Genomic DNA, 24,094 nt, shown 5'->3' with positions numbered 1-24,094 from the left:
GACGGGGGCGTTACTTCGCTTTGCGGAGGTAGATGCTGCCGTTCATGGTTTTCATCATAAACTCCGGGCCGCCGCCGTTGATGTTGCCCTGCACCCAGTTTTCGACCGAAACGCGGTAGACCCCATTCTCGGTGGATTTCTCGATTTTCGGCTGGTTTTGCGATACCGACACGTCGAAGTCGCTGAACACGTCGCCCATGTCGGACTTGAGTTTCAGCGTGGCTTTCAGGCTGGCCGGAAACGTGACGTCGATTTTGCCGTTCAGCGTCGAAAACGCCATCGGTGTGTTGGGGGTGATGTTCTTGAAGGTGGCGGTCAGGTCGCCATTGACCGTGTTGGCCACGACCGAACCCGATACGTTTTGCAGCTTCACCCAGCCGTTTACGTTGTCGATCTCCAGTTCGCCGTTCACGTTCTCGACCGAAATGTTGCCGTGGTTCACCGTACTGGCCTTCACCGAACTTTGGGTCGGTACCTGAATTTCCAGATCGACGACAGATTGCCAGCTGTTGCCCAGGTCGATGTGCACTTGGTTGTTTCGTTCTTCCGCCGTCAGTTCGAACGAGCCGCCCGTCGAAATCCGCCGCATGCCCGTGGAGGCCGTGGGTTCGTTGCGGTCGTTGTCTTGGCCGTTGTTGAGGTTGAGGTTCAGGGTGCTGTTTTGGTCCTTGTCTTTCTCTTTTTTTGCGCGGGGGGTGGCCTTCACCACGACTTCCTTGCCGCTGGTGCCGACGATCTGGATCGAGCCGTTGACGAGCCCGACTTCGATCTTGGCCGCCTGGCCTGGACTGGAAAGCGGAATCGATAGGGTTTGGGAGGCGCCAGCGGCCGATCCCTGGGTAGAAAATTGCGCCGCGAGGGGGGCACTGAACAGGGCACTGAGGCCCAGTACGAGAAAAGAACGCATGGTTTTATGAAGGATCATGTTGGGTTATCGGGTTTGTTGTTGGACATAGACGTTGCCGTTGAACGTCTCGAAATGCAGGGTTTGGCCGCCTTTGCCGATGCGCACGGCCGTGTCCTGCGAAACGCGGTAGACGGTGCCGTCGCCCTCTTTTTGTTGGTTGCGCGTCACCTCGGCGGGCAGGCGTTGCACTTTCGGGAAATCGGTGTAGAAATCGCCCTGGAAGCTCTTGAACTTCAGGTCGGCGGAGAGGGATTTTGGATAATTCACCTTGATGTCGCCATTCAGCGTGTAGTACGACGAGGCGGCCGGTGGTGGGGTCAGGTAATGGGCTTCCACGTTGCCGTTGATCGTCCGGGCGTCGGTGGCCCCTTTCGCATTGGCGAGGGTGATGGCCCCGTTCACGTTGTTGACGTGCAGGGCTCCGGTTACGTCTTTTACCTCCACATCGCCCCGGTTCACGGTCGCAACGTCCAGGTTCAGGGCATAAGGCACTTTCACGGTAAAATCAAGGGTGAAATCGTAGTGGATTCTCCGGTTGTTGTCCTGGTTCCAGCGGTTCCGCTGTGGGCGGGTGTCGAACGGCTCGGCGATGTAGGCCATCAGCGTGTCGCCGACCTGATCGAACGCGAGCCGGAATTCCTGTTTTCCCTGGTCCAGCGTAGCCTGGTCGTCGGCCGTCAGCACCTGATGGACTTCCAGTTGCACCTCGGTACCGGCGTAGCCTTCCACGCGGATAAAGCCGTTGATGTTGTAGATCGCCAGCGTGGTCCGGTCCGCCGCCCCGGTGGGCGTAAAGGTGTGCGTGATCGTTTTCTCCCACGCGGGGGGCGTCGATGGCGCCTGTGGCGTCGCGGAGTGGCACAGCAAGGCCAGTCCCGCCAGAAAGGGGATTGCTTGAGGATTCATAAGAGGGTTAGGATGAGAGGGTTATGCTTCGGAGAGGGCTTGTAGGCTCTTCTCGATTTTCGTTTTTACCAGGTCGTTCAGGTTGTCCTGTTGCAGAAGTTGTCGCAGCGCGTCGACCGACCGTTTTTCCTGGAGTTGCACCATCGCGTCGGCCAGCGCGGCCTGCACCAGCGGCGACTCCTGATGCGACAGGGATTTCACCAGGCCTTCCCGCACGTGCGGGTCGTCGGCCAGCGCGACGAGGGCTTCGAGGGTGACCAGCCGCACGTTTACGTTGGGGTCCCGGTTGAGGGTAGTCAGCAGCGCTTCCAACACGCGGTCGTCGACCTGATGAATCTCTTTCGTGTAGCTGACGGCCCGCAGCCGCTCCGACGCCGACGGATTTTCGAGCAGGGAGAGCATCATCAGTTCCTGCATCTGCTGCACTTCGCTCGTCAGTGCCTGGATCTGATCCTGTTGCGCCGGGTTCGTTGCAGGAGGGTGGTTTAGGAAGTAGCCCGCGGCCAGTCCCACACCGATCAGACATACGCTGTAGGCCAGACGAACCACCGGAGGCGATACCACCCACGACACAAGTTGCGCCCACCAGTCGGATGCCTGCCAGCGCGTTGCTTCCTGCGCTTTGAACGTGGTGAGCATCGCGTCGAACCGGACCCGCGCCTGGTCGCTCGGCTGTGGCGCGGGAAGGTGTCCCAGGTGTCGCCAGAGGTGCCGGACGGCGTGCAGTTCTTCCCGACAGTCGCCGCAGGTGGCTATGTGCGCTTCCAGCCGCAGTTGCTCCGGCGGGGGCAGTTGATCCGTACACCAGTCGACCAACCGCTCTTTTACTGCTTCACAGGTTATGGGCTTTTCCATTTTCGATCTCTAAAAAAAGGCTTCTCAACTTGTTCAGCGCCCGGTGCACCCGCACCTTCACCGCGCCCTCGGTCGTTTGCAGCACCCGCGCAATTTCTTCGTACTTCAACTCCTGAAACCGGCTCAGCACCAGCACTTCCCGGTACTCGTCCGGCAGCGCGTTCAGCGCTTCCTGCAAGGCATCCAGTTCCTGCGCCTGGGCCAGCGCGGCGTCGGCTTCCGGGCCTCCGGCCAGCTTCTCAGCCACGTCCGCGACATCTTTCGGATAACCCGCCCGCCGGATTTGCTTGGCGTGATCGGCCAGCGCATTCCGCGCCATCTGGTACATCCACGCCCGGAATTCGCCTTTGCCAGTGAACGTATGCCGGTACTTCAGCATCCGGTAAAACACGTTTTGCACCAGGTCTTCGCTCACGTCTCGCTGACCGGTCATGCGGAACAGAAACCCCAACAGAGGCCGATGGTAGCGCTCGAAGAGCAGACTCATCGGGTCCAGGTCGCCCGCCTTTACACGAAGCATCAAGGCATTGTCCGTAAGCGCAGTCAAGGGAGCGATTGTTTGATGAAGTTGGGTTCGATGAACGGGATACCGCCGAACGGGCGGAAGGTTACAGGGAAGATGAAAATTTTTTTGAAAAGGCAAAACAGAGGGTAGGAAAGTGGCCGAAGCGGTACTTAATAGGAGAGGGAAGGGCAACGCCAGGCAGCGACAAAAGAAAGAGGGTGAATTTTTTCTTTTTATTTCGTTTATTTTCTTTTGTTTGCTATTATTGTGAACGTTCAGGCCGCGTGCTTCGGCGCGAGCGCTACGGAAATTACGCACGTGCTGCGTGAGAACTGCTTTTCTTCCAGACCACCCATGCCCACCAAAGTTTTACTTCCCAACCAGCGCCGCGACAAAATCCTCGAACTTCTGAAAGAGGACGGGTCGGCCAAAGTGGCGGCTCTCGCCAAGCTGTTCAAGGTGACGGAAGTGACGATCCGGCAGGACCTCGACAAGTTGGAGCGCGACGGCCTGGTGGTGAAGGAACACGGCGGGGCCTACCTCAAAAACGTGGAAGATCAGGTGCGTACCGTGTCGCTGGCGAACCAGACGAACATGGACAAGAAAGAGCGGATCGCGCAGAAGTGCCTGGAGTACATCGAAGTGGGCGATACCATCATCCTCGATTCCGGCTCCACGACTACCGAGATTGCCAAGAAACTAGTGGGATACAGCCAGTTAACGGTCATTACCAACGCCCTGAACATCGCCCTGATGCTGGGTGCAGAACCGGGCATCGAAGTCATCATGACCGGCGGGGAATTCAAGCCGCCGACGCTGTCGCTGACCGGGCAGAAGGCCGCCGATTTCTTCAAAGGGTTGAACGTGCAGAAGCTTTTTCTGGCTACGGCGGGCATCTCCCTCAAGGCGGGTCTGACTTACCCGAGCATCTCTGATCTGGTCGTGAAAAAGGCGATGATCGACGCGGCCGAGACCACCTACCTGGTGGCCGACTCGACCAAGATCGGGCAGAGCGCGCTGGCCAGCCTGGGGGCGTTGTCCCTCATCGACTACATCATCACCGACGCGGGCATTGAGGAGAAAGACCAGCACGTATTTCATGACCACGAGATCGAATTGATCATCGCAACCTAATAAAACAACCGAAAGTAAACGAAAGGAATGAAAGAGAAACCTGTTCTGGGCGTGATCATTGGCAACCGGGATTTTTTCCCCGACCGCCTGGTAGCCGAGGCCCGCGTCGAGATTCGCGACGTCCTCAACAAACTACAGATTACGCCGGTCATGCTTGACGAAAACCAGTCCAAACTGGGCGGCGTCGAGACGTTTCAGGAAGCACAGCGCTGTGCCGATTTGTTTAAACAGCACCGGGACGAGATCGTCGGCGTGCTGGTCGTCCTGCCCAACTTTGGCGACGAAAAAGGCGTGGCCGAAACCCTGAAACTCGCCAAGCTGGATGTGCCGGTTCTGATCCAGGCCTATCCCGACAGCCTCAACCAACTGGACGTGGCGCGCCGCCGCGATGCCTGGTGCGGCAAGATTTCGGTCTGCAACAACCTCTACCAGTTCGGTATCAAGTACACGCTGACCGAGAAGCACGTCGTCAGTCCGCAGGATGAAACGTTCCAGCGCGATCTGCAAAACTTCGTGGCCGTTTGCCGAGTGGTCAAGGGCCTCCGCAACGTCCGCATCGGGGCCGTGGGTGCCCGTCCGGGGGCCTTCAACACGGTGCGTTACAGCGAGAAGATTCTCCAGCGCCATGGCATTTCCGTCACGACGGTCGACCTTTCGTCGATTCTAGGGGCCGCCGAAAAAATGGACAAAGAAGCCGCCACCGTCAAGGAACGGATGGAGAAGATGCGCAACTACGCCGCGATGGGCCGGACGCCGCAGGAAGCGCTGGTGCAGATGGCGAAACTCGATGTAGCGCTGACCGACTTCATGGAGGAAAACGCGCTGGACGCCACCGCCATTCAGTGCTGGACGTCGCTGCAACAGAACTGGGGCTGTAACGTCTGCACGAGTATGAGCATCATGAGCGAAAACATGCTGCCGAGCGCCTGCGAAGTGGACGTGACCGGCACGTTGAGTATGTATGCCATGCAACTGGCCTCCGGCTCGCCGAGCGCGCTGGTGGACTGGAACAACAACTACGCCGATGACGAAAACAAGTGCGTGCTGTTCCACTGCGGCAACTGGGCCAAGTCGTTCCTGCCCGACATCGAAGTGAGCACCGCCCCGATTCTGGGCACGAGCGTCGGCGAAGAAAATACCTACGGCGCGCTGGCCGGACGGACCCCCGCTTCGCCGCTGACCTACGGGCGCATCAGCACCGACGATACGAAGGGCATCATCAAAGCCTACATCGGCGAAGGCCAGCTGACCGACGATCCGCTGAATACGTTCGGTACCCGCGCCGTCGCGCAGATCCCGGATTTGCAGGGACTGATGAAGTACGTCTGCCGGACCGGCTTCGAGCACCACGTGGTGATGAACGCCTCTAAAACCGCCGACATTCTCAAAGAAGCGTTAGAGAACTACATGGGCTGGGAAGTCTACCAGCACGTATAATTGAAATAATCAGAAGTACCACTTTTAGGTTGTCCACACATTCATAAACGTGGTACTTCTAAAAAGCATACTAAAACCTATTGACACCCACCCTCATGTTCAATCCGATCAAACGTACTGTTGCTAGCGTCTTCCTTCTCCTGACGATGGGAGTCGTGACTTCCGTTGCCGCGCAGGGAGGACCCTCGGCCGACGAAGGCGATTACCTCAACAAACGCTGGAAAGACGTGGCGACCCGGATGCCGGAGGCCTGGTACGGTTCAGACGAAGCCAAACAGGTGGCGGAGAACGTCTTGCTGGCACAAAAAGAGGTCGGCGGTTGGGCAAAAAACAAGCCCTATCACCACCCCCTTTCGGAGGGAGACAAGGCCGCTCTGCAGGAAGAAAAAGGGGAGATCGGGGCGACGTTCGACAACGGCGCGACCATCCAGGAAATGCGGTTTCTCGCGAAAGTCTACGCCCACCTGCAGGACCCACGCTACAAGGAAGCGTTTGAGCAAGGACTCGACTACATCTTCGCATCGCAGTACGACAACGGCGGCTGGCCGCAGTTTTTCCCGGTGCGGACCGGCAAAAGTGTCGCGTATTCGGGGCACATCACCTACAACGACAACGCGATGGTACGCATCCTTTCTCTGTTGCAGGAGATCGCCGCCGGCGACGAAGCCTTTGCGCCGTTGCACCTGAGCGGCGACCAGAAAGCGCACGCCAAAAAAGCGATGGATAAGGGCGTCCAGTGCATCCTCAATACCCAGATTGTGGTCGACGGGAAACCGACCGTGTGGTGTGCGCAGCACGATGAAAACACCCTGGCCCCGGCCAAAGCCCGTGCCTACGAATTGCCGTCGTTCAGTGGCTCCGAATCGGCCGACATTACCCTGTTTCTGATGAGTCTAAAAAATCCCTCGGAGCGTGTGGTGGCTGCCGTGGAGGGGGCGGTCGACTGGTTTGAGACGCATAAGGTCGAAGGCATCAAACTGGAGCGGGAACAGGATGCCGATGGCAAGCGAAATTTGATTGTTGTGAAGGACAAAAAAGCCGCTCCGTTGTGGGGGCGCTTCTACGACCTGGAAACCGAACAGCCGTTCTTCTGCGATCGCGATGGCATCAAGAAGCCCGCCCTGGCCGATATCGGTTACGAACGCCGCAACGGCTACGGGTGGTACACCAACAATCCCGCCGATGTGTTGGAACACTACCCGGCCTGGCACAAAAAAGTAAATGCCCACTAAATAGAATCAAAAAGGCATCGACAGGAAACGCCCGTGCTGATCCAAAGATGCCCACTAAAACATGACGCTGATGACGCCTAAAGAACTGGCCCGTAAATCGGTCGACTATCGCAAGAAAATTCTCAAATACATCTACAGCGCCAAGGCCGGTCATACGGGCGGCAGCCTTTCGTGCGTCGACATCCTGAACGTCCTCTACAACGACGTGATGCAGGTGTCGCCCGAGAACTTCGCGTCACCCGACCGCGACCGTTACATCCAGAGCAAAGGCCACTCCGTGGAGGCGCTCTACGTGGTGCTGGCCGACCAAGGCTTCTTTCCGGAATCGGACCTCGAAACCTTGTGTCAGTACCAGTCGCACTACATCGGGCACCCGACTAAAAAGGTCAACGGCATCGAACAGAACACCGGCTCGCTGGGCCACGGCCTGGCGCTGAGCGTTGGCACCGCCCTGGCCGCGAAGCTGGACAAGCGCGACTACCGCGTCTTCACGCTCTTGGGCGACGGCGAACTGCCGGAAGGGTCCAACTGGGAGGCGGCGTTGCTGGCCGCGCAGTACAAGCTCGACAACCTCTGCGCCATCATCGACCACAACAAATTGCAGATCACCGGCCCGACCTGCGACGTCTGCAACACCGATCCGATCGACGCCAAGTTTGAAGCCTTCGGATGGGAAGTGAAGCACGTCGACGGACACGACTTCGCACAGTTGAAAGAGACCTTCCAGAGCCTGCCGTTCCAGGGAGAGAAACCGAGTCTGGTCATCGCCCACACCATCAAAGGACGCGGCATCTCATTCATGGAAAATCAACTCAAATGGCATCACGGCGTCCCCAGCCCGGAGCAATACGAACAGGCACAGGAGGAGTTGAATGTCTTGAGTGAGGCGTTGTGAGTCGATAAAGTAGAACAGGATGAATCTGATTTGGATCTAGATGCTGTTTTGTGTGCTAACCAGCGAACAAGCGCCGTCTCGGGTAATCGTGGAAGGAACAGTACGCTGGGAAAATGAGCCGATGCCCGGTTGTACCATTAAGGTGCTCGGCACGTCCATCGAAACGACTTCGGATGTCGAAGGAAACTATCGAGCGGTGGTAGCATCAGAGGAGAAGGAGTTTGAGGTTGAAATCGCCTATCCCGGAAATTTGAGTGCGATCACGCGAATCACACAAATTGATGCATCCGAAGAAAATGTAAGCCTCGGGACGCTGCCTGTATTCATGAATCAAATGATTGATTCCGTAGCCTATCAGCAACTGAATGATGCACAGCAAACAGATTTTCGACCGATGTATCACTGGGATCAGCTTCTTGGGTACGTCAGCAAAAGCCGAGTCGATACAGTAAAAGTTGATCTGACATGCCCCTTTCGTGATGATAAACTCTTGCCATATAAATACGATTCAGCAAAAAACGCCTTCGTTTTAGACTACAGAGACATAATCGATTGTCGATAGAGAGATGCGCAGCGCCCTGATCACCAATAACTGATTAACCAGTAACTAATAAGATGGGAGAAACCATAGCAAACCCTCACGTTTCCGAGAAGCCGAACCTGGAAGTGTTTTCCAGCACGTTGCAGAACCTGGCGCATGACGACCGGCAGATTGTGGTCGTCACCAGCGACTCGCGTGGCTCCGGCAAGCTCGTGCCCTTCGGTCAGAAATACCCGGAACAAATTATTGAAGTCGGCATTGCTGAGCAAAACCTCGTGGGCGTGGCCGCCGGGCTGGCCTCCACCGGAAAGAAGGTCTTTGCCGTGTCGCCGGCCTGTTTCCTGACGGCCCGTTCGCTCGAACAGATCAAGGCGGACGTGGCCTATTCGGACAATCCCGTGAACGTGATCGGCATCAGTGCCGGGGTGAGTTACGGCGCATTGGGATCGACCCACCACAGCCTCCACGATTTTGCGGCACTGCGGGCGATCAACAACATTCTGGTCGTGGCCCCCGCCGATAATTTCGAGACCGAACAGGCGATTCGTGCGGCGGCGGCTTTCCCACACCCGGTCTACCTCCGCTTCGGGAAGAAACCGATGCCGCTCCTGTCGGAAGAAGAGACCTCGTTCGAGTTTGGGAAGGGCCGCGTGATTCAGGAGGGCGACGACCTGACGTTCGTGGCGACCGGCGAAACCGTCTGGCCCGCCCTGCAGGCCGCCCGGAAACTGGAACGGGAGCAGGGCCTTCGCGCCACCGTCATCAGCATGCACACGATCAAACCCCTGGATGAGAACCTGTTGGCTCGCGTCGCCGCGAAAGGCGCCCCGATGGTCACGGTCGAAGAGCACAGCGTCTACGGTGGCCTCGGCGAAGCGTGCGCGTCGTTCCTGATGCAAAACGGATTGGCGTTGCCGTTCAAGATCATGGCGATCCCCGACGAATACACCGTCACCGGCTCGCAGGGGGACATCTTCCGGCACTACGGCCTCACCGAAGAAGGCATCGCCGAAACCGCGCTGCAACTCTGTAAGTGAGGAAGGGATGATCGGAGGTCTGGATAACCGGAAACCGATTTTCCCCTTTATGTCATTTCGAGCGTAGCAAGAAATCTTGTTGCAAAAAGTAGAAGATCTCGACTCCGGTCCCGGTCTGGCGAGACCCGGCGGGGCACCGCCCCCGGTCACTACGCGAAGCTCTGCTCGAGATGAGAAAAAATGGTTTGATTCTGGAGAGAGAGAAGCAAATGATGAAGATCAAATTCACTTATAGAGTAAGCAGTGTTTCTTTCTGTATAGCTTTTCTGATAGGATTTGCTGCCATGGGGCAAACGATCCAGACTGGAAAAAGCTATAGTTATGTCACTCAGAATGAAAGGTATTCGCTTTTGATCCGAGAGGATTCTACTTACGAGTACAACTATTGGAATCATTTAGGTGTGACAATCACTGACGTGGGAAAGTGGAAGGTCACTTGCAATCTGTTGATACTAAATTCTAGTCAAAGTATATCGGTAAATAGACGGCTAAAGAAAAGAGAAAGTAAACAGCGTACTGACCTTTTCATCAACAGTTGTTTTCCCATACTTGATAACGAAAAGTTATTATTTGAAAGGGGGACTCGCAAAATAACATTAGCGAGTTAAGCCAGAATAAATACTTGTATCAAAAGGTAAAAGATCTCTCGCAAGAGTTCGAGATGAAAATTGGTATGATAGACCGGACTTGAAACCTGTTGCCTGTGCCCTTCGACTAACAACCTTCTTCTGACCCATTTGTAATCACCAATCTGCAATTTCCCCACCTCATGCACCACCACTCCCTCACTTACTATCTTCTTCTGTTGCTCTTCCTGCCGCTGTTGAGTTGGGCGCAGGAACCTGCCCAGAAGCGACGCGTCCTGATCCTGACTGACATTGAAAACGAGCCGGATGATGCCATGTCGATGGTGCGGTTCATGCTCTACACGAATCAATTCGACACGGAAGGACTGGTGGCCACGACCTCTACGCACCAGCGCGACAAAGTAGCCGACTGGCGCATCCGCGAGATTGTGGAAGCGTACGGCAAAGTGCGCGACAACCTCCTCAAACACGAACCGGGCTATCCACCAGCCGACACCCTGTTGAGCCGGATCAAGCGCGGCTACGCTGATTTTGGCATGCAGGCCGTCGGGCCGGGCAAAGATTCGGAAGGGTCGGCATGGATCATCGAAGTGGTGGATCGCGACGATCCGCGTCCGGTGTATGTGCCAGTATGGGGTGGAAGCAACTGCTTGGCGCAGGCCCTTTGGAAGGTGAAAATGACCCGTTCGCCAGAGGAACTCGACCGGTTTGTGTCGAAGCTGCGCGTCTACACCATTTCTGACCAGGACGACGCCGGACCGTGGCTACGCAAAACCTTTCCGAACCTGTTTTACATCGCAAGTCCCGGCTACCATGCGGCCGGAGCCTACCACTACGCCACCTGGAGCGGCATCAGCGGCGACCAGTTTCACGGACGGTTCGGCGGGGCAGATTTCAGCCTCGTGAACAACGACTGGGTGAAGGAAAATATTCAGAACCACGGTCCGTTGGGTGCCCAGTATCCCTTGATCGAATACCTAATGGAAGGCGATACGCCGAGTTTCCTCTGGTTGATCGAGAACGGACTGAGCGACCCGGAACACCCGAATTGGGGAAGCTGGGGCGGACGCTACGAATTGTATCAGCCCCGCACGGAGAAATGGTTCTACGAGCCCGAAACCCGTCCGCTCTGGACCGACGCCGTCGACGAGGTGCTGGGCCACGACAGTGCCTACCACACCAGCAACAAGGCGACGCTCTGGCGGTGGCGCGAGGCGTTTCAGAACGACTTCGCCGCCCGCATGGACTGGACCGTTCAATCCTACAAAAAGGCCAATCATCCGCCGGTAGCCAAACTGGCTCACGACCACATGTTGACCGTCCGGGAGGGCGAAACGGTGCAGTTGAGTGCCGAAGGGTCGAGCGATCCGGACAAAGACGCCCTGCGGTACGAATGGCTCTATTACCCGGAGCCGGGCACCTACGCGATGCGCAAACCGATCCCGCTGGAAGGGAAGGATCAGAAGAAAGCCACGTTTGTAGCGCCGTCGGTGCCGGAACCGCAAACGATACACATCATTCTGAAGGTGACCGATGCGGGAACGCCCGCCCTGACGCGGTATCAACGGGTGATCGTTACGGTCCTCCCGAAAGCGTTATAAAGGGAAGGGAAAGGGTCTCTTTTACAGTAGACAACTTTCTCATTGACTTGTCATCTCGAACGCATGCGGTCCGCCGCAGCGGTGAGAGATCTCCTTATTTCTGGAACGAGATTTCGGCCCCGGCCGCCCGGTCGCGTTCGCTCGAAATGACAATAAATGGGAAAATAGAAAATAGAACTAACCAACGCCACCACGATGATTGCACTAAAATTTAGTAAACACCTGTTCCTGATGCTGCCCTTGCTTTGGCTGAGTGCATGCGGTGAAAAGGGCGGGGAGGCGCAGCCCAAGAAGGTAGCGGTGATCATCTCGACCCTGAACAATCCCTGGTTCGTGGTGCTGGGCGAAACCGCCGCCGCCGAGGCCGAGGCGCTGGGCTACGAAGCCAAAATCTTCGATTCGCAGAACAACACGGCGCTGGAAACCGACCACTTTGAGAACGCCATTGTTTCCGGGTTCGACGCCATCCTCTTCAACCCGACCGATGCGGACGGTTCCATCGTCAACGTGCGGAAAGCCAAGGAGGCGGGTATCCCGGTCTTTTGCATGGACCGTGAAGTGAATACGCCCGATGCGGCCGCGTCACAGATTCTCTCCGACAATTACTCCGGCTGCGTGGCCATCGGGAAGTACTTTGTGGAGACGATGAACAAGCGGGGCAGGTACGTGGAGATTCTGGGACTGGTGGGCGACAACAATACCTGGAATCGCTCGAAGGGCTTTCACAGCGTGGTCGATCATTACCCCGATCTGGAAATGGTGGCGCAGCAAAGTGCGGACTTCGACCGGAACAAGGCGATGGAAGTGCTGGAATCGATCCTGCAGGCGCATCCCGACATCGACGCGGTGTTCTGCGGCAACGACGCCATGGCGATGGGTGCCTACCAGGCGCTTCTGGCGTCGGGGCGGGGCGACAAGGTGAAAGTGTTCGGCTTCGACGGGGCCGACGACGTGATCCATTCCATCGCGGAAGGAAAAGTGATGGCGACGGGGATGCAGTACCCGAAGGAGATGGCGAAGACCGCCGCGCAGTATGCTCACCAGTATTTCGAAGGAAAGAAAGAGTTTCCACAGAAGGTGCCGGTGGCGGTGGAGCTGGTGACGCAGGACAACGTGAACGAATACACGAACTGAGATGCAAAAGGGAGTCAAATACGCGATCATCGCGGCCGTAGCGCTGCTGTTGCTCTACAACTCGGTCTACTTCCGGAAACTGAGCGAAGTGCAGGCCGAAGCGACCACCCGCCAGTTCGACGCGAAAGCGTACGCCGAACGCATGTGGACCGAAACCCTGCCGCCACGCCTGCAAGAGGCGCAGGAACTGGATACGCTGGTTACCCTCCTGCGCACGCAACCGGAAGCCACCTTTGAGAAGCACTCGAATGCATTGGGCATCGGCAACCTGCGGTATTTCCTCGTGAAAGGCGAAGGCACCCTGACCGCCATCCACGAAAACGACATGACGCTGGCACTAAAAGGGGGGACAGACGTGCGACTTGCTACCGAGTTCATTTTCGGGAATGCCGTGCGCGATGCGTCGGGACTGGTCGACATCCAGGAATTCGACAACACGATGGACATCAACTACATCTCCGAAGAACTCAACGCCATCATCCGGCAAAACGTGGTACCACCCTTCAAGCAACAGGCGAAGGTCGGAGAGCAGGTCCACTTCACCGGAGCCATCCAACTCAACAAAGCGCATTTGGATCTAAAGAGCATTGAGATCATTCCCATTTCTCTTGAAAGCCAACCTTCCAGCGTATCTGAAGAAAACTCATAGCACGTTAAACTTTTAACTCAAAACTCTTAACTCCCTCCCCATGCTCGTTGCCGAACACATCACCAAGCGATTTGCGGGCGTCACGGCGCTCGACGGCGTCAATCTGTCGTTTCCCGGTGGGCAGGTGACGGCGGTGCTGGGGGAAAACGGAGCAGGCAAGTCGACCCTGATGAAGATCCTGTCGGGAGTCTATGCCGACTACGAAGGGCAGGTGCGGTACAAAGGGGAGGTGGTGCGGTTTCAGACGCCGCGCGAGGCGCAGGACGCGGGCATCGCCATCATCCACCAGGAACTGAACCTGATTCCCTACCTCTCGGTGCAGGAGAATATTTTCCTCGGGCGGGAGATGCTGACGCGCTGGGGACTACTCGACAAAAAAGCGATGCGCGCGAAGAGCCAGGAATTGTTGAGGCGACTACAACTCCCGATCGACCCTGATGTGAAAGTGGCCTCACTCAAAGTAGGACAACAACAGGTGGTCGAGATGGCGAAAGCCCTGTTGCTCGACGCCGAGGTGATCATCATGGACGAACCCACGTCGGCGATCAGCGACAGTGAGGTGGAAGTCCTGTTCCGCATCATCGAAGACCTACGCCGCGACGGGAAAGCGGTGGTCTACATTTCGCACAAGCTGGACGAGCTGTTTCGCATCGCGGATCGCTACGTGGTGTTGCGCGACGGTCGCTCCATCGACGCGGGCGAAATGCAGGGTATGACGCCCGATGCGCTGATCCGCAAGATGGTGGGGCGCGATGTGCACGTCATCCAACGGGAGACACCCGCCACCACACATCAGACGCTCCTGAAAGTTGAGAAGCTGTGTCTGAAACATCCCGTTCGCAGGAACGACGATCAATTGAAAGAAATCTGCTTCACGGTCGGGAAAGGGGAGATCGTGGGCTTGTTCGGCCTGATGGGGGCCGGACGTACCGAGTTACTCGAAACCCTCTTCGGCCTTTACCCGAAACGTTCGCGGGGCATGATCCACATGGAGGGCGAGGCGATGACATTCCGTTCGCCGCAGGATGCGATCCGGGCGGGACTGGCCCTCGTACCGGAAGATCGGAAACAGGACGGGTTGGTGCTGGGCCTCGACGTGAAAACGAACATTAGCCTAACCAACTTGGATCAACTGGAACGGATGGGCGTCGTGCTGGACGGTGGCAGCGAGACGGCGATGGCGAAAAAATACATCGGCCACCTGGGTATCAAAACGCCTTCGGAGACGCAGCTCGCCCGGAATCTGAGCGGGGGAAATCAGCAGAAAATCGTCCTGGCGAAATGGATGGCGACGCAACCGAAACTCCTGTTGCTGGACGAACCGACGCGGGGCATTGACATCCACGCCAAAAATGAAATCTACAAACTCATCGTCCAGCTCGCCCGCGAGGGAATGGGTATCCTGGTCGTCTCTTCCGAACTGCCGGAAATCCTGGCGCTGTCCGACAGGATTCTGGTGATGAGCGAAGGTTGCCTGACCGCCAACCTGCCGGCCAAAGGCGCGTCCGAAGACCAGATTCTCAAAGCCGCCATTCCCGCCTCGACGGAGGTGGCGGTTGAAAAATGAAAAAAATCCAAAGCTGATGAAATCGAGAGATAGCCTACTCATCTACTGGCTTCAGCATCATGCTGAAGCCACACGAACACAGGGAAGTTTTCAACTTCCCGCACTGTATACACTTCCTTTTTCAGGAAGTTAAAAACTTCCCTGTGTACATAAGTTTCAGGTACAACCTGAAACCAGGGACAGGCTTTATGAAAGTCCTGAAACCTGTTGTGAATAGTAGAAGCTAAACAAAGTCGCTTTGCGACGAAAAAAATAACTTATGGAACTCACCGCTCCCACTACGACCAATTACCGCACGTACCTCGTCAAGCTGCAATCGCTGATTGCACTGTTTGTCTTGTGTCTCCTAATCGGATTGCTGTCTGATCGATTCTTCACGATCGACAACGGCTGGAACGTCCTGCGTCAGATTTCTGTCAACGTCTGCATTTCGGTGGGGATGACCCTCGTGGTGCTGACCGGCGGCATTGATTTGTCGGTCGGCTCGATCCTGGCCCTGTGCGGAGCGGTGACGGCGGGCTTGCTCAAAAATGGCATTCCGTTCCCATCGAACGACCTCTACATCGGCTTTACGGTGCTGGGTGGCTGCCTGGCCGGACTGCTGACGGGCAGTTTGCTGGGCTGGTTCAACGGCTGGACGATCACCAAATTCAAGATTCCGCCGTTCGTGGCGACGCTGGCGATGCTGACCATTGCGCGCGGCCTGACGATGCTCTGGACGGAAGGGTTTCCCATCACCGGTCTGGGCGAAAACTTTGCGTTTCTGGGGACGGGCTGGTTCCTGGGCATGCCGGTGCCCGTCTGGATTTCCGGGATCATCGTGTTGCTGGCGGTGGGCGTCACGACCAAAACGCGGCTGGGGCGCTACATCTACGCCATCGGCGGGAGTGAAAGTGCGGCTCGCCTCTCCGGGGTGAACATTAACCGTATCAAAATCATCGTCTACAGCATCGCTGGAGCGCTGGCCGCGGTAGGTGGCTTGCTGGTGACGTCCCGGCTCGACTCGGCCCAGCCCAACGCGGGCATCAGTTACGAACTGGATTCCATCGCGGCGGTGGTGATCGGCGGCACATCGCTGTCCGGTGGGCGGGGCAGCATCCTCGGCACGGTGCAGGGCGCCATCATCATCGGGGTGCTGAACAACGGGCTGGTACTCCTCAACGTCTCTCCGTTCTGGCAGCAGGTGGTGAAAGGCGCGGTGATTCTCCTGGCCGTCATCATCGACAAAGCCAACTCCAAATCCGAGTAACGAGCTCCGTGCTCCTCTGTGCTCTTCATGTCTCCGTGGTAAAAAAGTAAACTCCATGACCTCAAAATACATCCTGGCGATTGACCAAGGCACCAGCAGTACCAAAACCCTCGTCTTCGATGCGCAAGGCCGGGTACAGGCCCGCGGCTCCGTGCCGCTGAAAACGCAGTATCTGTCCGACGGTTGGGTGGAACAGGAACCGGAAGCGATTCTGCAAAATGTGCTGGACTCGGTAGAGGCGTGTCTGGAAGATTTCAAAGCGAAAGGAGGGAAGGCGGAAGAAATCGCCGCCGGTGGCGTTTCGAACCAACGGGAAACCCTCCTGATCTGGGACGAAACCGGGACGCCGCTGCACCCTGCCATCGTGTGGCAATGCAAGCGTTCCATCGGGGTATGTCAGCGGCTGGCGCAGGCGGGGTTCGGAACCCGGATCAAAGAGAAGACGGGCCTGTTCATCGACCCCTACTTTTCCGGCAGCAAGGTGATCTGGCTTTACGAAAACGACGCGCGGGTCCGACAGGCCATCGACGAAGGACGCGCTTACTTCGGGACGGTCGATACGTGGTTGCTCTACAAGCTGACGAACGGAGAAAAGTACCTGACCGACCATACCAACGCCTCGCGCACGCTCTTTTTCAACATCCACACGTTGGCGTGGGATCAGGAACTGCTCGATGCCTTCGGCCTCTCGAAACTGAAGTTGCCCGACGTGCAGCCGTCGTCTTCTCATTTCGGAGCGTCCGATTTCGGAGGACTTTTTCCGCAGTCCCTACCCATCACTGCCATGATCGGCGACTCCCACGCGGCGGCATTCGGCGAAGGCTGTTTTGAGCCGGGGACGGCCAAAGCGACGCTGGGCACAGGCTGTTCGATCCTGAAAAACATCGGTCCCGTTGCCAAGCCTTCCGCCCACGGCATGGTCACGACGCTGTGCTGGAGCACGGAAGAACGCATCGACTTTGCGCTGGAAGGCGTCATCGTCACCTGCGGCGGTACGATCGAGTGGCTTAAAAACGAACTGGGCCTCATCCGGGAAAGCCGGGAGACGGAAGCCCTCGCCACGGCGGTGCCTGATAACGGCGGTGTTTACCTTATTCCGGCCTTCAGTGGTTTGGGTGCGCCGCACTGGCAGATGGACCGCAAAGCTTCCATTTCGGGCCTGACCTTCGGCAGTACGAAGCAGCACTTGATCCGCGCCGCCCTCGAATCGATTCCTTACCAGATCAAAGACGTGATCGTCGCGATGGAACAGGACACCGGCTTGTTGCTGCAGGAACTGATGGTCAACGGCGGCATGACCGCCAACGGGTTCGTGCTACAATTCCTGGCCGATTTGCTCGGCAAGTCGGTCGTGAACCAGGGCATGCCCGACGTCTCGGCGCAGGGTGCGGCTTTTCTGGCCGGCTTGAAGGCGAACGTTTATCCGAGCCTCGACTACCTCAAGCAACTGAAGGCAGATCCCGCACGGCTATCGCCTGCCGCCGACCGAAGCGCCGTCGACCGGGCGTACGCGGGGTGGCAACAGGCGGTGGGAACCGTCGGGCAATCGGTGGCTTCTGTCTAGGTTGCGCTGCGATCCGTTCGCAATCGTTTCAGGAGGCCAGGTTGTCAATCAATTACCCTATTTCTGCATTGCTGGGTATAATACTGCCAGTTTCTACTCCCTAGTGTAACATCTGGTAACTGTACTCCTATGCATCTGAATTCTTTTGGGTCCCTCCGGGTGGGGATCGGACTTGTCTGCGGGCTCTTTTCCTGCCACATGCTTCTGGCGCAAACGCCCCTCATCGGCAACGTGCCGGGGCGCAGCACGCAATCGCTCAACGGCACCTGGCACTACATCGTCGATCCGTACGAAACGGGCTATTACGACTACCGCTACCAAGAGCGGAAGGAAACCGACGGCGAGGCCTACTGGAACAATCCCGTTCCCAAAAACAAAACGGACCGGAAAGAGCACGCCTACGTCGACGCCAACACGCTAGAGGTGCCCGGCGACTGGAACTCGCAAGCGCCTGAGTTTCTCTACTACGAAGGCACCGTCTGGTACCAACGTACTTTCGACGTGGCGGCAGCGCAGCGGCAGGGTCAGCGGGCGTTTCTTTACTTCGGGGCGGTGAACTACCAGGCCGAGGTCTACCTGAACGGTCGTAAACTCGGTAGTCACAAAGGTGGCTTTACGGCCTTCAACTTCGAGATTCCCGACACCCTGTTGCGCGACGCGGACAACTTTCTGGTGGTGAAGGTCGACAACAAACGCGCTCCCGACGAGGTCCCGACGGTCAACACCGACTGGTGGAATTACGGCGGCATCACCCGGGACGTGCATCTGATCTGGGTACCCGACACCTTCATCCAGAATTATTTTATTCAACTGGAGCGCCCGGCCGACGGGGCCGCCCCCCGAAAGCGAAAAGTACCGGTGGCCGGATGGGTCAAGCTGAACGGCGCACCCTCGGGCGGCCAACTGACCGTGGAAATTCCCGAACTCAAGGTCCGTGAATCGTTTCCGGCGACGGGCGATTCCGTCGCGTTTCAACTGACCCTGCCGTCCGTAGAACTGTGGTCGCCCGAATCGCCGAAGCGGTACGAGGTCCGTTTCCGGATGGGAGAAGACGAGGTCTCGGAACGGATCGGCTTCCGCACCATCGCCGTGCAGGGGAAGGACGTGTTGCTCAACGGGCAACCCATTTTCATGCGGGGCATTTCCGTGCACGGCGAAATTCCTGATCCAGGTCGGCGGGCCAACAGCGAGGACGATGCCGCGCAGTTGCTGGGTTGGGCGCACGAGCTGGGCTGTAACATGGTGCGCCTGGCACACTACCCGCACAGCGAACAGACGACGCGCCTGGCCGATTCGCTAGGCATTTTGGTCTGGTCGGAAATTCCGGTCTACTGGACCATCGACTTCGGCAATCTGGCGGTGCTCACCAAAGCCAAGCACCAACTGCACGAGATGATCGCCCGCGATCAAAATCGAGCCAGCATCATCATCTGGTCGGTCGGGAACGAGACGCCGGTCAGCCCGGTACGTACCGCGTTCATGAGCGATCTGGCCAAAACCGCCCGCGCCTGGGACGGCTCCCGGCTCATCTCCGCTGCGCTGGAGGTGCACTACACGGGTGGGAAAAACGTGATCGACGATCCGCTGGGGCAATACACCGACCTGGTGTCGGTCAACGAATACCTGGGCTGGTACGGCGGCCTGCCCGACAACTGCCGCACGGCCATCTGGGAAACGTCCTACGACAAACCGCTGTTCATCAGCGAAACCGGGGCGGGCGCCAAAGCCGGTTTCCACGCCGATTCGCTGACGCGCTGGAGTGAAGAGTATCAGGCGTGGTACTTCCGCGAACAGGTGGCGATGATGAAGCGCATGCCCGACAACTTCGTGGGCCTTTCGCCGTGGGTGCTGGTCGATTTTCGCTCCCCGAAACGCAACAACCAGTACCAACAGGGCTGGAACCGCAAGGGGCTGATCGGCTCGGACGGACAGAAGAAAGAAGCCTTCTCGGTACTGAACGCGTACTACGAAGAAATGAAGGCCCAGCCTACCTCCAGAAAGAAGCGATAAAGAAGCCTTCTACATGAAAAAAGCCTGCGCTGTACAAACAACGCAGGCTTTTTTGTGAGGGGACAAGCGATTTACTTGATCGCCACCGGGACTTCCATGTTTTCCCACTGGAGCACCAGCCCTTTGTTGTTGACTTCGTAGGCCAGCCGCTCGTGCATCTCTTTTGCTTTCTTCGGCTTCACCGTAACGCGCAGCGCATCTTCGCTTTGGTCGTACTTGTACGCGCCCCACTGTTCGGCCACTTTGTTGAAGACGATGGTCCACTCTTTTTCACCAGGAATGGTGAAGAAGCTGTACTTCCCGGCGGGCAGCGCCTTGCCTTCTACCATAATGTCTTTGTCGGTTTCGAAGGTAGTCGCTTCGTTGGCACCGGCACGCCATACTTCGTTGTACGGTACCAGTTCGCCCCAGACGGTGCGTCCTTTTACGGCCGGGCTGCTGTAGTTCACGGTGATGTTGGCACCCTTCACTTTGCCCGATGCCGTGGCGGGGGGGCTGGGGCGCTTCGACGGGTCGTCTTGCGCCTGGACCACGGTGACAAACGAAAACAACAGGGCAACGGCCCACAGCGAAACGTTTTTGATGTGTTGCATAGGTAGTTGGGTAGATGGATTAATAAACGAAATTTTCGGGAGCAATATACGGAGCGTTTGCGGGCTGTGCGTGTCCGGGCCCTGACAGAACGTAAATTTTGCCCGAAAACACAGCCTTACGCCAGGTAAAACACTTCCGGCAGCGGCACGCTCACCGGCGACTGGTCGGGGTTGGTTTCCATCAGGTCCTTCATGTAGGCCCACCATTTTTTCATCACCGGATGGTTGGGCAACTCATCGGCCGTATGGTCAGGGCGCAATTTGTAGGTACCGAAGAGGGTGTTCGTTTCCGAGTCCAGAAAAATCGAGTAGTCTTCGATGCCGGTTTCTTTCAGGAGTTGGGCCAGTTCGGGCCAGAGGGCATCGTGCCGCCGCCGGTACTCAGCTTCGTGGCCCGGAAACAGTTTCATTTTAAACGCAACGCGCTGCATGGTGGGAGGGGGATTAAGAAATTACAGATTGCAAATTACAAATTGAGCGGAGGGCGCAGGCCGCAAGCGGCATACGAAATACATGAGTCGTTTCGAACGGAGTGAAGCGAAGAGGGAAATCTTGTTCCAAAAGCCAGAAGATTTCTCCCTTTGGTCGAAATGACAAGAAGTGGAACGTGAGCGCTCCGCACTCCTGACTCCGGCTGCCGCCTCTGCGCTTCACCGGCCTATTTGTTCAAAAACTTGTCTTTCAGGTCCTGGAGTTCCTGGCCTTCGATGGGTACCATGCGGCCGAGGGCGTGGCTGTCGATCAGCGACGTCGCGGTGAATTCGGCCACTTCCAGGCGGTCGAAGGTTTCGAGGATGGAGCCACCCGTCACCAGCACTGAATCGTTTTGCAGGAAGGCAATCGGGACGTGCGGGCCAAGGGCTTTCGACACGGTAGCACCGTCGTCGAGAATGCTGTCGTAGGGGAGAAGCGGAATTTCTTCCATCAGGATGTAGCTCTCCGGGATAGTCCGGGAATCGAGGTCTTGATGCGCCACGCAAAAGGCCGTCACGTTCGGCGATTGCGTATTGATGATGCACTGGACGTGCGGATGGTCGCGGTAAATGCGCTGGTGCAACTGCACCGCCCGGCTCGGCAGTTTGCCCCGTTCCCGCTGCCCGTTTTTGATCAGCACAAGGTCTTTTACCTGAATCTGCCGTCGGTCGAACGACGTAGGGTTGATCAGGAACCGTTCGTCGTCGATACGGGCCGAAATGGTGCCGTAGGCGCTGGTCATCAGGTTCTGCTGGCAAGCCCGGTGGATGATGTTCGTCAGGTGGTAGCGGATGTGCCGCTCCGTTTCCGTCGGTTCTTCGCGCGGGTCGAACTCCGCCAGCGTGCTGGGCCGGTCCTCGAAGGCCTGTACCTGAGCGGCCGACAGTGCATGCGGTTCGCCGATCTGGTACGCTTTCATCTGCGTGCGGGCGCAAAATTCGAGCGTCTCGAACCGGGCATAGGCTTCCGTCAGGTTCCGTCCCCCGACCACCGTACCGTGATTTTCCATGATCACCGCGTTGCTGCCCTTCTCAAACTCCCGCGCGATGCTCTCGCCCAGTTCCTCACTGCCGGGCAGGCGATAGGGCGCGTAGCCGACGCGTCCGCAGAGGTATTGCGCCTGCGGCAGAATGGACGTATCCGGCGTCTTGCGCACGATGCTGAACGACACCAGGGCGGGCGGGTGCGCGTGGATGATCGCCCCGATGTCCGGACGCATTTTGTAGATCGCCTGGTGAAACGGCAGTTCTGACGAAGGTTTGTGGAGGCCTTCGGTCGAGCCGTCGGGCCGCACTTTGATGATGTCTTTTTCGGTCAGGTCGCCCTTGTCGACGGCGCTGGGCGTAATCCAGACGTTGCCCTCGTTGCCCCGGATCGAGATGTTCCCACCCGATGTGGTCGTCAGGCCCGACAGGTAAATCAGGCGCAACACGCGGGCAATCTGAATATGCGAGGGCAGGTAATGACTTTCCATAAAGTGCGTATGTGAATGAGTGATTGAGCGATTAGATCAGGGAGCGCAAGAGGAATTAATAGGAATGTCATCCTGAAAAGGATCTTATTTCATAAAAACCGGAAGTTTCCTATTTGGATAAAAGACGCTTGACAGCATGACATGTATACAACTTCATTGTCATCTCGACGACAGGAGAGATCTTGTTCTAAAATCAAGAAGAGATTACTCACTCCGCTAAGCTTTGTTTGAACCGGGTCGCGGCCCCCCGTGGCAACGGCCCCCGTGGCAGCGGGCGATGACAACGCAAGCGGTTCTTCCTGTCTCCATCTCAAAGCGCTAACTTTTCAATTTTCGTGAGCGGCGTGATCGCGGCGCGGACTTCGGGCGAGAGTGTTTCCTGCAAAACCAGCGCCGCCCCGATGGCCGTGGCGTGGGGCAGGTCCGAGATGTAGACTTCCTGGTCGGGGAGGAGCGAGGCCAGCCCTTTCAGAAAGATTTCGTTGTGGCAAAAACCGCCCGTCACAATCACTTTCCTGGCGACCGTAGTGCCCTGTGCCAGTTGCAGTGCGTGAAGTTGCAGCGCGACCAGTTCCATCACCAGTTGATGATACGCCTCCTCGAAGGTGGCCGGTGTCGGGGGCTGTTCTTCTTCCGTCTCCGAAAGGACGCTGGTTTGAACGGCCTTCGGTTGCGCGGCGGGCTTCAGGTAGGTCGGATTGAATCGTACCCATTTGTAGGAATCGGGCTTCTGGTGGAAGTCGGCTTCCAGTTGCTTGACGCGCGATTCGTGCTCGTAGCCGAGGAACAGGCGCGAGGCCCGGACCGTTTTCCCTTCGTACGTCAGGAAGTTGAGGCAATCCTGTGCCAATAGTTCAGGCGTCAGCGGATCGTCCGAAAACGGATTCATCGTGATGCTCCAGGTGCCCGTCGAAATCAGGAGAAACGGCTCCTCAATGGTTTTTAGGTAGGGCACCAGCGACGCACTGCTGTCGTGCAGGCCCACCCCCGCGATCAATCCCCCTTCCAATTCCAGGCGCTTCGTCCCCAACGCCAACGGCGGGAACAGGGGTGCGATGCCTTCGGCGTTCACCCAGCGGTGGTAAGTGTTTTGGTCGTAGTCCCAGAGGGCGGTGTGGCAACCGATGCTGGTCAGTTCGCTCGCCTGATGTCCCGTGAACAGAAAGCTGCAAAACTGGGGCAGGTGCAGCGAAATGTGGATTTGTGCGAACACGTCCGGCCGCGCTTGTTTGAGCCAGTAGAGCTGCAACCCGGAATTGAGCAGATCCAGCGCGGGCGAGGCGGTTTCGCGCGCCAGTTGGTCCGCCGGGCCGTAGTCCGCGTAAAACTGGTCTCGAACGTCGGGCGGCAGGGGCTTCAGGTAATTGTAGAGTGGCGCCACGGGGTGTCCGTCGGCGTCGAGGTGCACAAAGCTGGCCCCGTAGGTCGTGAAGTTGAGCGAACGGATCTGGTAATCGGGAGTACGTCGCGCTTCGTCCCACGTCTGTTGCATCCAGGACATGAGCCGGGGCAAATCCTCGCAGGGAAACCCGTCTTCGTCGGCCGAATCGTCCGGATGAATCGAGACCTCTTTCACAATCCGGAAGCCTTCGTCAAATAACAGAAACTTTTTATTGGTCTTGCCGATGTCGAATATGGCGGTGAGTGCTTGCATGCAACAGGAATTGGGTCGTTCTTAAAGGTAAGAGGTTTCGGCAGCGTAGCTGTACTGGACTTTGCTGGGGCGGGAAGAATTGAGCGAAT

21 protein-coding genes are annotated in these 24,094 nt (G+C 57.3%); 13 read left to right on the top strand and 8 right to left on the bottom strand.

Annotation, left to right across the window (positions count from 1 at the left end; all coding sequences use genetic code 11):
* Nucleotides 1-10: 10 nt before the first annotated feature.
* Genes BLR44_RS16560 through BLR44_RS16545 form a run of 4 tightly spaced genes read right to left on the bottom strand, consistent with a single transcriptional unit; the run spans nt 11 to nt 3,215 of the window.
* Nucleotides 11-907: a DUF4097 family beta strand repeat-containing protein gene (locus BLR44_RS16560; protein ID WP_245706090.1), complete on the bottom strand. Its 897-nt coding sequence runs from the start codon at nt 905-907 to the stop codon at nt 11-13.
* 24 nt (nt 908-931) lie between these two features.
* Nucleotides 932-1,813 (bottom strand): DUF4097 family beta strand repeat-containing protein, encoded by an 882-nt coding sequence (locus BLR44_RS16555; RefSeq protein WP_089683976.1) that lies wholly within the window; start codon nt 1,811-1,813, stop codon nt 932-934.
* A 21-nt stretch (nt 1,814-1,834) separates the two neighbouring features.
* Nucleotides 1,835-2,668 (bottom strand): HEAT repeat domain-containing protein, encoded by an 834-nt coding sequence (locus BLR44_RS16550; protein ID WP_089683974.1) that lies wholly within the window; start codon nt 2,666-2,668, stop codon nt 1,835-1,837.
* A complete protein-coding gene (locus tag BLR44_RS16545; protein WP_317042797.1) occupies nt 2,646-3,215 on the bottom strand; it encodes an RNA polymerase sigma factor in 570 nt (189 codons plus the stop codon). Before BLR44_RS16545 ends, BLR44_RS16550 begins: the two co-directional genes overlap by 23 nt.
* Nucleotides 3,216-3,527: 312 nt before the next feature.
* Here BLR44_RS16545 and BLR44_RS16540 point away from each other — a divergent pair, with 312 nt between their 5' ends.
* From BLR44_RS16540 to BLR44_RS16475, 13 genes are all read left to right on the top strand, one after another.
* Nucleotides 3,528-4,307 (top strand): DeoR/GlpR family DNA-binding transcription regulator, encoded by a 780-nt coding sequence (locus BLR44_RS16540; RefSeq protein WP_089683972.1) that lies wholly within the window; start codon nt 3,528-3,530, stop codon nt 4,305-4,307.
* Between the two features lie 27 nt (nt 4,308-4,334).
* The gene (locus tag BLR44_RS16535) at nt 4,335-5,744 is read left to right on the top strand and encodes an L-fucose/L-arabinose isomerase family protein (RefSeq protein ID WP_089683970.1); all 1,410 of its coding nucleotides are present in this window, start codon (nt 4,335-4,337) and stop codon (nt 5,742-5,744) included.
* Nucleotides 5,745-5,824: 80 nt separating this feature from the next.
* The gene (gene pelA, locus BLR44_RS16530) at nt 5,825-6,976 is read left to right on the top strand and encodes a pectate lyase (RefSeq protein WP_245706089.1); all 1,152 of its coding nucleotides are present in this window, start codon (nt 5,825-5,827) and stop codon (nt 6,974-6,976) included.
* Between the two features lie 70 nt (nt 6,977-7,046).
* Nucleotides 7,047-7,871 (top strand): transketolase, encoded by an 825-nt coding sequence (locus BLR44_RS16525; protein WP_089684170.1) that lies wholly within the window; start codon nt 7,047-7,049, stop codon nt 7,869-7,871.
* Nucleotides 7,872-7,959: 88 nt separating this feature from the next.
* Nucleotides 7,960-8,433 (top strand): carboxypeptidase-like regulatory domain-containing protein, encoded by a 474-nt coding sequence (locus tag BLR44_RS16520; protein WP_218127104.1) that lies wholly within the window; start codon nt 7,960-7,962, stop codon nt 8,431-8,433.
* Nucleotides 8,434-8,486: 53 nt separating this feature from the next.
* Complete coding sequence (locus tag BLR44_RS16515; RefSeq protein ID WP_089683963.1) at nt 8,487-9,449, top strand: transketolase family protein; 963 nt, start codon at nt 8,487-8,489, stop codon at nt 9,447-9,449.
* A 769-nt stretch (nt 9,450-10,218) separates the two neighbouring features.
* Nucleotides 10,219-11,637, top strand: a complete 1,419-nt coding sequence (locus BLR44_RS16505) for a DUF1593 domain-containing protein (protein ID WP_089683959.1) — start codon at nt 10,219-10,221, stop codon at nt 11,635-11,637.
* Between the two features lie 231 nt (nt 11,638-11,868).
* The gene (locus BLR44_RS16500; RefSeq protein ID WP_245706098.1) at nt 11,869-12,771 is read left to right on the top strand and encodes a D-ribose ABC transporter substrate-binding protein; all 903 of its coding nucleotides are present in this window, start codon (nt 11,869-11,871) and stop codon (nt 12,769-12,771) included.
* Between the two features lies 1 nt (nt 12,772).
* Entirely contained in the window at nt 12,773-13,420 is a 648-nt protein-coding gene (locus BLR44_RS16495) for a DUF2291 domain-containing protein (RefSeq protein WP_089683955.1), read from the top strand.
* A gap of 40 nt (nt 13,421-13,460) precedes the next feature.
* Nucleotides 13,461-14,987, top strand: coding sequence for a sugar ABC transporter ATP-binding protein (locus BLR44_RS16490; protein ID WP_089683953.1), 1,527 nt, complete (start codon nt 13,461-13,463; stop codon nt 14,985-14,987).
* Nucleotides 14,988-15,246: 259 nt separating this feature from the next.
* Entirely contained in the window at nt 15,247-16,236 is a 990-nt protein-coding gene (locus BLR44_RS16485) for an ABC transporter permease (RefSeq protein WP_089683951.1), read from the top strand.
* A gap of 55 nt (nt 16,237-16,291) precedes the next feature.
* Nucleotides 16,292-17,800 carry an FGGY family carbohydrate kinase gene (locus BLR44_RS16480; protein WP_089683949.1) on the top strand — a complete coding sequence of 503 codons (1,509 nt, stop codon included), beginning with the start codon at nt 16,292-16,294 and terminating at the stop codon, nt 17,798-17,800.
* Nucleotides 17,801-17,929: 129 nt separating this feature from the next.
* Entirely contained in the window at nt 17,930-19,810 is a 1,881-nt protein-coding gene (locus BLR44_RS16475; protein WP_218127103.1) for a glycoside hydrolase family 2 protein, read from the top strand.
* Nucleotides 19,811-19,881: 71 nt separating this feature from the next.
* On the opposite strand, the gene BLR44_RS16470 is transcribed toward BLR44_RS16475, so the two are convergent.
* From BLR44_RS16470 to BLR44_RS16455, 4 genes are all read right to left on the bottom strand, one after another.
* Nucleotides 19,882-20,403 (bottom strand): DUF2911 domain-containing protein, encoded by a 522-nt coding sequence (locus BLR44_RS16470; RefSeq protein WP_089683946.1) that lies wholly within the window; start codon nt 20,401-20,403, stop codon nt 19,882-19,884.
* 116 nt (nt 20,404-20,519) lie between these two features.
* Nucleotides 20,520-20,834: an L-rhamnose mutarotase gene (gene rhaM / locus BLR44_RS16465; RefSeq protein WP_089683943.1), complete on the bottom strand. Its 315-nt coding sequence runs from the start codon at nt 20,832-20,834 to the stop codon at nt 20,520-20,522.
* A 227-nt stretch (nt 20,835-21,061) separates the two neighbouring features.
* Entirely contained in the window at nt 21,062-22,351 is a 1,290-nt protein-coding gene (locus BLR44_RS16460) for a class II aldolase/adducin family protein (protein WP_089683941.1), read from the bottom strand.
* Between the two features lie 310 nt (nt 22,352-22,661).
* Nucleotides 22,662-24,005 carry an FGGY-family carbohydrate kinase gene (locus BLR44_RS16455; RefSeq protein ID WP_089683939.1) on the bottom strand — a complete coding sequence of 448 codons (1,344 nt, stop codon included), beginning with the start codon at nt 24,003-24,005 and terminating at the stop codon, nt 22,662-22,664.
* Nucleotides 24,006-24,094 lie beyond the last annotated feature (89 nt).

The organism is Catalinimonas alkaloidigena (assembly GCF_900100765.1).
Taxonomy (GTDB): Bacteria; Bacteroidota; Bacteroidia; order Cytophagales; family Flexibacteraceae; genus Mooreia; species Mooreia alkaloidigena.
Note: the sequence above shows the minus strand (reverse complement) of the source record. Positions and strands in the feature narration are given on the sequence as shown.

Excerpts from the sequence above, each read along its gene's own strand:
- BLR44_RS16470 (WP_089683946.1), bottom strand. The coding sequence starts at position 20,403 with ATGCAACACATCAAAAACGTTTCGCTGTGGGCCGTTGCCCTGTTGTTT.
- BLR44_RS16460 (WP_089683941.1), bottom strand. The coding sequence starts at position 22,351 with ATGGAAAGTCATTACCTGCCCTCGCATATTCAGATTGCCCGCGTGTTG.
- BLR44_RS16500 (WP_245706098.1), top strand. The coding sequence starts at position 11,869 with ATGCTGCCCTTGCTTTGGCTGAGTGCATGCGGTGAAAAGGGCGGGGAG.
- BLR44_RS16490 (WP_089683953.1), top strand. The coding sequence starts at position 13,461 with ATGCTCGTTGCCGAACACATCACCAAGCGATTTGCGGGCGTCACGGCG.
- BLR44_RS16555 (WP_089683976.1), bottom strand. The coding sequence starts at position 1,813 with ATGAATCCTCAAGCAATCCCCTTTCTGGCGGGACTGGCCTTGCTGTGC.
- BLR44_RS16560 (WP_245706090.1), bottom strand. The coding sequence starts at position 907 with ATGCGTTCTTTTCTCGTACTGGGCCTCAGTGCCCTGTTCAGTGCCCCC.
- rhaM (WP_089683943.1), bottom strand. The coding sequence starts at position 20,834 with ATGCAGCGCGTTGCGTTTAAAATGAAACTGTTTCCGGGCCACGAAGCT.
- BLR44_RS16535 (WP_089683970.1), top strand. The coding sequence starts at position 4,335 with ATGAAAGAGAAACCTGTTCTGGGCGTGATCATTGGCAACCGGGATTTT.
- BLR44_RS16455 (WP_089683939.1), bottom strand. The coding sequence starts at position 24,005 with ATGCAAGCACTCACCGCCATATTCGACATCGGCAAGACCAATAAAAAG.
- BLR44_RS16495 (WP_089683955.1), top strand. The coding sequence starts at position 12,773 with ATGCAAAAGGGAGTCAAATACGCGATCATCGCGGCCGTAGCGCTGCTG.
- BLR44_RS16525 (WP_089684170.1), top strand. The coding sequence starts at position 7,047 with ATGACGCCTAAAGAACTGGCCCGTAAATCGGTCGACTATCGCAAGAAA.
- BLR44_RS16480 (WP_089683949.1), top strand. The coding sequence starts at position 16,292 with ATGACCTCAAAATACATCCTGGCGATTGACCAAGGCACCAGCAGTACC.
- BLR44_RS16540 (WP_089683972.1), top strand. The coding sequence starts at position 3,528 with ATGCCCACCAAAGTTTTACTTCCCAACCAGCGCCGCGACAAAATCCTC.
- BLR44_RS16485 (WP_089683951.1), top strand. The coding sequence starts at position 15,247 with ATGGAACTCACCGCTCCCACTACGACCAATTACCGCACGTACCTCGTC.
- BLR44_RS16550 (WP_089683974.1), bottom strand. The coding sequence starts at position 2,668 with ATGGAAAAGCCCATAACCTGTGAAGCAGTAAAAGAGCGGTTGGTCGAC.
- BLR44_RS16475 (WP_218127103.1), top strand. The coding sequence starts at position 17,930 with ATGCATCTGAATTCTTTTGGGTCCCTCCGGGTGGGGATCGGACTTGTC.
- BLR44_RS16515 (WP_089683963.1), top strand. The coding sequence starts at position 8,487 with ATGGGAGAAACCATAGCAAACCCTCACGTTTCCGAGAAGCCGAACCTG.
- BLR44_RS16505 (WP_089683959.1), top strand. The coding sequence starts at position 10,219 with ATGCACCACCACTCCCTCACTTACTATCTTCTTCTGTTGCTCTTCCTG.